The organism is Streptomyces sp. WAC06614 (assembly GCF_003949795.1).
GTDB lineage: Bacteria > Actinomycetota > Actinomycetes > Streptomycetales > Streptomycetaceae > Streptomyces.
On sequence record NZ_RPRY01000350.1, the window covers coordinates 1 to 6,887 of the forward strand.

A 6,887-nucleotide genomic window follows, 5' to 3' on the forward strand; every position below is an offset into this window, starting at 1 on the left:
ACCCGAGCCCCGAGCCCCCCGCCACCGGCCGGTCGCCGCGGCGGGGGCGCTCGCCCTTCCTCCAGGCCGCGCTACCGGCGCCAGCGTTCCCGCCCCGGCCCCTTGCAGGTGTAGACGGCGCCCGACGGGCCGACGCCGGTCGAGCCGGGCGTGGAGCAGTACGCGCCGGGCGTGATGGTGTCCGCTCCGCCACCACCACTGCTCGAACCCCCGGACGCGCCGGACGAGCCACCGCCGCCGGACGAGGACCCACCGGAGCCGGAGCCGGAGCCGGAGCCGGAGCCGGAGCCGGCCGGGTCGTCGTCGTGCGGGGGGCTGGGCTCCGGCGAGGGCCTGAGCGTGGTGGTGGTCGACGCCGGGCACTTCGTGCCGGGCGCGACCAGGTGGACGTTGGCGGCGGCGTACTTCGGGACGAGCGTGGCGCCGGGCAGGGGGCCCTGGAAGCACACGATCCAATCGGCGTGGCCGGCGGGAAGTTCGACGTCGAGATAGGCGCTGTACGCGGTCAGTTCGCCGTCGATCAGGTCCTCCACCGCCTTCTCGGCCTCGCCGAAGGTCCGGCCCACCGCTGTGGGCATGACCGGCTCGGCGCTGGGCGTCGGGGTCGGCGTGGGGGAGGCGGACGCGGTGCCGGCCGGGCTCGGCGAAGCGGTCCCGGCGGCGGGCGTCGCGTTCTTGCCTTCTTCGACCCCCTTGTTCCCGCTGTCCGTCAGGAGCGGTACGAAGAACCAGACGGCCGCCAGCACGGTGGCGACGACCTTCTTCGGCTTCGCCCACCGGCTCGTCCAGGCCAAGGCGATGCCGACAGGCGGCAGCAGCACCAGCGCGGCGACCACCAGGCCGGGTTGCTGCCACCAGCGCCGAACGGGCCGCGGTGGGTAGGGGTAGGTCTGCGGGGGCGGGTACACGGGCGTCCTCGGCGAAGTAGGTGAGCGACGCTCGGCTTCGACAACCTGTCACTGTGTGCCGCGCGTGCATGGCGAGCTGTGACGGAAGTCTGATGGACGGTCCGGTCGGCAGGGGGTGGAATGCCCGAAAAACCGAGGCCCCGTCACCCTTCCAGGAAGGGCTCGGGGGCCTCGGTCGAACACCCAGGGGACCGACGGGCCGTCAGTCACGCGTGTCGGCGGCCTGGGCCGTTTCCTTCGGATCACCTCGCTGAACAGATGAAGAGGGCGGCGAGGTGGAGTCCTGCGAGGGAGATGGTGGCGGTCTTGTCGTAGCGGGTGGCCAGGCCGCGCCACTGGTCGAGCTCGGTGATGCAGCGTTCGACGGTGTTCCGCTGCTTGTAGGTCTCGCGGTCGAAGACCGGTGGGCGGCCGCCGCGACGGCCCAGCCGCTTGCGGTCGACTGCCTGGTCGGCCGGTTGCGGGATCACAGCCCGGACCCCACGCTGCCGCAGGTGGCGGCGGATCGCGCGGGACGAGTACGTCTTGTCAGCCAGGACCACGTCCGGAGTGATCCGGGGACGGCCGATCCGCCGGGGTACTCGTGAGCGGGCCATGACCTGGGGGGAACGCCGGTGCGTCACCGGCCTGGCCGGGCGGGATTCGACATCGCCGACCGCATCGGCCTTCGCCTGGGCGGCCCGGAGCATCCGGTCGAACGTCCCCTCCATCGCCCACCTGCGGAAGCGGGTATGCGTGGCGGTGCACCGTACCACCGTGATCCAGCAGGAAAGATGGTTCGAAGGGCGTCGCCTAGAAGGGAGGTTCCGCGGAGTACCCGTCCTCCCGTAGAGGGACGGATGCGGTCTTCGCCTTTGCGGCACGCTGCTCGATGACGGCGGGGTGGGCGGAGACCGCCTCGGCCGCTCGTCCTTGCTTGACGAGGACCTCGAACAGATCCTCGCGTGCTGTGACGGTACCCAGTTCCCGCAGTTCCGCCTCGGCTTGCGCGAGGTGGCCGGCGGTACTGAGCAGTTGGGCTCTGACGAGGCGAGGGTCTGGGTTCGGCCACGGCGATCGCGTCGTCCAACCGGCCGTCGTGCAACAGGGTCACGGAGAGCCAGGCCCGGTACCCGACCCAGTCGTCGGCGGCGATGGCCTCCCGCATCACCGTCTCGGCCTCGTCGGCCCGGCCGCAGTCGCGGAGGGCGCCGGCGAAGATGTCCAGGACGGTGTGGGCGTGCTCGCCGGTGGCCAGCTCGCGCAGAACGTCCAGCCGGCCGTGGCGTGACAGCAGTTCGGCGTAAGCGGTCAGGGTGTTCTGGGTGCCGTACCGTGTCGCGGCAATGTCCGTGCCGAGGACGCGGATTGCCTCGTCGGCGCGGTGCATACGTTCCAGCAACCGAGCCTGAAGTACCAGGACTCCCTCGCCGTTGGAAGCCCGACGGCTCTTCTCAAGGGCCTGCCGCGCGGTCTCGGCGTGTGGGGCGATCAATTCCAGCACCCGCTCGTCGCGGCCCTGGCCCTCGGTGATCTCCACCAACACCGACCGGATCCACCCACCCCCGAGATGCGGCACGAGCAGATCGATGGCCTCGTCGACATGCCCTGCCCTGACGAGCAGCTCGGCAAAGTCCCGGCACACGTATTCCGAGGTACGCCCCTCCTCGTCAGGACGGACCAGATCCAGGGCCTCACCCGTCCGGCCCGCCCGCAACAAAACGTTCGCCTTCGCCCAGAGGGCCGGCCGCCACCCGAGAGCCGCAAACGGCTCGACCACCTCGATGGCTCGACCGAACGCGCCCCTCAGGCACAGCTCCTGAGCCGCGCGCTCCGCGCAGAACCACTCAGCGCGCTCCTCCGCTGCCTGAATCACCAGGTCCAGGTGACCGCGCTCCAGCAGGAGATCCACTTTTCGGGGAGGCAGGCCACCGTAGTTGCCGACCTGCCATGAAAGATCATCTACGTTCACGGCTGGAAGCGTAGAAGGAGTTACTGACAGTTGGCCGGTCGCCTGCATGGGCTGCCGGCGAGGTAGCGGCCTTCGTGTCCCGCTCTTGGGCTGATGCATGGCTTTTGACGACAGAACCTGCTGCCGTGACCACATGGGTTCGCCGGGTTGGCGCCCGTCCCGCGGCCGTCCCGCGAGGCCATTGCCAAGGCTGAGGTCGGCCATTTTTGGGCATGGTCGACGGGCTCGCCGGCCGGGGCCCCTTTTGACGGGCCCCGGCGGCCGCCCCGTTTCGGAGCCCGGTCCGGCAGCAGCGGGTCGATGCGGGCCCCCTGGGCATCGGTCAACGACACACGTCAACCAACGATCCGATGATCGGAAGGAAACGCCCTAGATGTCGCGGAAGATCTCGATCTGGGCGCCCACCGAGTTGAGGCGCTCGGCCAGTTCCTCGTAGCCGCGGTTGATCACGTAGACGTTGCGCAGGACCGAGGTGCCCTCGGCGGCCATCATGGCCAGGAGGACGACCACCGCCGGGCGGAGGGCCGGGGGGCACATCATTTCGGCGGCGCGCCAGCGGGTGGGGCCCTCGACCAGGACGCGGTGGGGGTCCAGGAGCTGGAGGCGGCCGCCGAGGCGGTTCAGGTCGGTGAGGTAGATGGCGCGGTTGTCGTAGACCCAGTCGTGGATCAGGGTCTTGCCCTGGGCCACGGCGGCGATGGCCGCGAAGAACGGGACGTTGTCGATGTTCAGGCCCGGGAAGGGCATCGGGTGGATCTTGTCGATCGGCGCTTCGAGCTTCGACGGACGGACCGTCAGGTCGACCAGGCGGGTACGGCCGTTGTCGGCCGTGTACTCCGCCGAACGGTCGTGGTCCAGGCCCATCTCCTCCAGGACCGCGAGCTCGATCTCCATGAACTCGATCGGCACCCGGCGGATCGTCAGCTCCGACTCCGTGACCACCGCGGCGGCCAGCAGGCTCATTGCCTCGACCGGGTCCTCGGAGGGGGAGTAGTCGACGTCCATGTCGATGTTCGGCACGCCGTGGACGGTCAGCGTGGTGGTGCCGATGCCCTCGACCTTGACGCCCAGCGCCTCCAGGAAGAAGCACAGGTCCTGGACCATGTAGTTGGAGGAGGCGTTGCGGATGACCGTGACGCCGTCGTGGCGGGCCGCGGCGAGCAGCGCGTTCTCGGTGACGGTGTCCCCGCGCTCGGTCAGCACGATCGGCCGGTCCGGGCTCACGCCGGGGGCGACCTGGGCGTGGTAGATGCCCTCGGTGGCGGTGATGTCCAGGCCGAACCGGCGCAGCGCGATCATGTGCGGCTCGATGGTCCGGGTGCCGAGGTCGCAGCCACCGGCGTAGGGCAGGCGGAAGCTGTCCATCCGGTGCAGCAGCGGGCCCAGGAACATGATGATGCTGCGGGTGCGGACGGCCGCCTCCGCGTCGATGGCGTCCATGTCGAGGACGGCCGGGGGGACCAGCTCCAGGTCCACGCCGCCGTTGATCCAGCGGGTGCGGACGCCGATGGAGTTCAGGACCTCCAGGAGACGGTAGACCTCCTCGATCCGGGCGACCCGGCGCAGGACCGTACGGCCCTTGTTGAGCAGCGAGGCACACAGCAGGGCGACGCACGCGTTCTTGCTGGTCTTGACGTCGATCGCACCGGACAGGCGACGACCGCCGACCACGCGCAGGTGCATCGGGCCGGCGTAGCCCAGAGAGACGATCTCGCTGTCGAGGGCCTCACCGATTCGGGCGATCATCTCAAGGCTGATGTTCTGGTTTCCGCGTTCGATGCGGTTGACGGCGCTCTGGCTGGTGCCGAGCGCATCGGCGAGCTGACTCTGCGTCCAGCCCCGGTGTTGCCGGGCGTCACGGATGAGCTTGCCGATGCGTACGAGGTAGTCGTCTGCCATGGGTGCACCGTATCTCAGATATGAGATGAGGTGCTCATCGGGTGTGGCAGACGGGTGTTACCGACCGTCAGATCCCGATGGACCCGACAAAACTGCCTCTTGGACTTTTTCGGGCATTCCGGTGTCCCGCGCAGTCGTCCCGGCCGGGCCCGCGCAGCCGTCCCGGCCGGCCTGCACAGCCGTCCCGGCCGGGTCCGCGGCGCCCGGCCGGGACGGCTGCGGCCCCGCTCAGTGGCCCGCGCCGCCGCCGCATCCGCAGGCCCGGTGCCGGCCGCCGTGGACCGCCGCGTACGACGCCGGCCGGGGCGCCGCCGTCGCGCGGGCCGTGCGGGCCGTCGCCGCCCGGCCGGTGGCCGAGTCGGCGTCGTGCACCACGCGCCCGTCCACCAGGGTGAGCCGCACCTGCGTCGAGCTGATGTCGGCCACCGGGCACCGCGTCACATCCCGGTCCAGCAGCACCAGGTCCGCCGCCTTGCCCGGCTCCACCGTGCCGGTCAGGCCGTCCTGGCGCAGTTGCCAGGCCGTGCCGAGGGTGTGCATGCGCAGTGCCGAGGTACGGCTCAAGCCCTCCTGCTCGACGTGGAGCGGGCCCGTGCCGTGCGCGCCCTGCCGGTCGATCGCGGTGCGGAGCTGGTTCCACACCTGGAGCGCGTCCACCGGCCAGTCCGAGCCTCCGGTCAGCCGGGCCCCCGCCCGCTCCAGGCTCCGCGCCGGATACATCCAGCGGTGCCGGGCGGGGCCGATGTACGGCAGCAGGGCCTCCATCGTCCAGGTGTCCTCGGCCGCCCACTGCAACTGCATGCACGCGGCCACACCCAACGGGGCGAACCGCCGCAGATCGGACGGATCCACGAGCTGGAGGTGGGCCACCGTGTTGCGCAGGTCCCGCCGGCCCGTGGCCCGCAGGGCGTAGGCGTAGCCGTCCAGGGCGGTCCGCACCGCCCGGTCGCCCAGGCCGTGGGCGTGCATCTGCCAGCCGATCCGGTTGAACGCGGCGGTCAGCTTCCCGTAGGCGTCGGCCGCGACGTACAGCTCGCCGCGGTTCGTGGTCGGCCGCCCGTTGCCGTCGAGGTACGGCTCCAGCAGCGCCGCCGTCTGCGCCGGGTACTCGATGACCCCGTCCAGGAACACCTTCACCGTCCCGAACCGCAGCCCCGGCACCCCGCCGAACTCCCGCTCCAGCCCGCGCGCGTACGCCACCGCCGCGGCCGGGTCGGTGGACTGTACGGCGTCCAGCCGGACCGCGGGCACGATCCGCTGCGGCAGCCGGCCGTCCGCCGAGAGCGCCTGGTAGAGCTCCAGTTCGTGCCGTCCGACCAGGGCGTCCATCATCGTGGTGATGCCGGACGCGGCCGCCTGCTCCAGCACGGCGGCGCAGGCCGCCACCAGCTCGGCCCGGGTCGGGGTCGGAACGTGCCGCTTGACCAGCTCCTGGGCGTCGTCCTTGAGCACGCCCGTCGGCCGCCCGTCGGGGCCCTTGACCACCTTGCCGCCGACCGGGTCCGGGGTGGCCGCGGTGATGCCCGCGATGTCCAGGGCCCGCTGGTTGGCCCACAGGTTGTGCCCGTCACCGCCGACCAGCGCGATCGGCCGGCGGGTCGGCAGGGCGTCGAGGATCGCGTGGTGGGCCTCGGTGCCGGCCGGCAGCAGGCCGACCGGGTTCCAGTCCTCCACCACCAGCCAGCCGTCGGGCTCCGCGCCCGCGCCGCCGGTCGCGGCGAGGAACCCGGCGAGCAGCTCCGTCAGCTCCGCGACCGTGGTCTCGGCGCCTTCCAGCGAGGGCCGCAGCGAGCGGTCGCCCGCGCCGAGCGGGTGCACGTGCCCGTCGTGGATCCCGCTCATCAGCGTGTTGCCGCGGGCGTCGACCACCTCGGTGTCCCGCCCGAGCAGCCGGCGCAGCTCGGCGTCCCCGCCCACGGCGAGGATCCGCCCGTCCCGCCCGACCGCCACGGCCGAGGCGGGCCGCCCGTCGCCCGTGCCCGTGAACACCCGCGCGTTGCGCACGACCATCGCGGCCGAGCCCCGGCCGGCCGCCGACGCCGTACCCGCGCCGACGCCGACCAGGCCCACGGCCCCGGCGGCGCCGGCCGCGGCCAGCAGCCCCCGCCGCGAGACGGCCCGTCCGCCGG

4 protein-coding genes and 1 pseudogene are annotated in these 6,887 nt (G+C 72.0%); all 5 read right to left on the reverse strand.

Annotation, left to right across the window (positions count from 1 at the left end; genetic code table 11):
* Nucleotides 1–71: 71 nt before the first annotated feature.
* On the reverse strand, nucleotides 72–908 hold the full coding sequence (locus tag EF918_RS37360; protein ID WP_185921989.1) for a hypothetical protein: 837 nt from the start codon (nucleotides 906–908) through the stop codon (nucleotides 72–74).
* A 242-nt stretch (nucleotides 909–1,150) separates the two neighbouring features.
* Nucleotides 1,151–1,492 (reverse strand): annotated as a pseudogene (locus EF918_RS30300) (transposase); the annotation flags it as partial.
* 35 nt (nucleotides 1,493–1,527) lie between these two features.
* The gene (locus EF918_RS30305) at nucleotides 1,528–2,859 is read right to left on the reverse strand and encodes a lipopolysaccharide assembly protein LapB (RefSeq protein WP_260610808.1); all 1,332 of its coding nucleotides are present in this window, start codon (nucleotides 2,857–2,859) and stop codon (nucleotides 1,528–1,530) included.
* 369 nt (nucleotides 2,860–3,228) lie between these two features.
* A complete protein-coding gene (locus EF918_RS30310; RefSeq protein WP_125652132.1) occupies nucleotides 3,229–4,758 on the reverse strand; it encodes a UDP-N-acetylglucosamine 1-carboxyvinyltransferase in 1,530 nt (509 codons plus the stop codon).
* A 228-nt stretch (nucleotides 4,759–4,986) separates the two neighbouring features.
* On the reverse strand, nucleotides 4,987–6,887 hold a 1,901-nt coding region (locus tag EF918_RS30315), incomplete at its 5' end, for an amidohydrolase (RefSeq protein WP_312847878.1).